Origin of the sequence: Pedobacter cryophilus, assembly GCF_005116455.1 — a bacterium.
Lineage (GTDB): Bacteria > Bacteroidota > Bacteroidia > Sphingobacteriales > Sphingobacteriaceae > Pseudopedobacter > Pseudopedobacter cryophilum.
The window spans coordinates 1-1,028 of the sequence record NZ_SWBP01000014.1; the positions used below are offsets into that span (position 1 = coordinate 1).

General features: G+C 42.8%; 1 pseudogene. It reads left to right on the forward strand.

Annotated elements, in window-relative coordinates:
* Positions 1-1,028, forward strand: a pseudogene (locus tag FA046_RS17375) (hypothetical protein); the annotation flags it as partial.

Here is a 1,028-nt window from a genome sequence, read left to right on the forward strand (position 1 = left end):
ACTTACAGTTGGAAAAACAGTGTAAACGTAGTAATCGGTACCACAGCAACTGTAAATAATTTACCGGCAGATACCTACACGCTTACGGTAACAGATGATTGTTTCACCAGAACTAACACCGTAACGATAGCAGAACCAGCTGCCTTAACTTTAGCTATTTCGACTAAAACCGATGCCACTTGTAACGCCACTTCAACCGGAAGCGTAACTGCGGGAGCAGTAAACAATGCAGTTGGAACAATAACCTACATTTGGAAAAATAGTGCAAACGTAGAAGTCGGTACCACAGCAACTATAAACAATCTGCCAGTAGGAGTTTACACTTTAACAGTAACAGATGATTGTTTTATCAGAACCAACACCGTAACGATAGCAGAACCAGCCGCCTTAACCTTAGCCATCTCGACAAAAACCGATGCCACCTGTAATGCCACCTCAACCGGAAGTGTAACCGCCGGAGCAATAAACAACGCAGTTGGAACAATAACCTACAGTTGGAAAAATAGTGCAAACGTAGAAGTCGGTACCACAGCCAACGTAAACAATTTACCAGCAGATACCTACACGCTTACAGTAATAGATAATTGTTTTACCAGAACCAACACCGTAACGATAGCAGAACCAGCTGCCTTAACTTTAGCGCCATCTACAAAAACCGATGCTACTTGTAACGCTACTTCAACCGGAAGCGTAACTGCCGGAGCAATAAACAATGCAGTCGGAACAGTTACTTACAGTTGGAAAAACAGTGTAAACGTAGTAATCGGTACCACAGCAACTGTAAATAATTTACCGGCAGATACCTACACGCTTACGGTAACAGATGATTGTTTCACCAGAACTAACACCGTAACGATAGCAGAACCAGCTGCCTTAACTTTAGCTATTTCGACTAAAACCGATGCCACTTGTAACGCCACTTCAACCGGAAGCGTAACTGCGGGAGCAGTAAACAATGCAGTTGGAACAATAACCTACATTTGGAAAAATAGTGCAAACGTAGAAGTCGGTACCACAGCAACTATAAA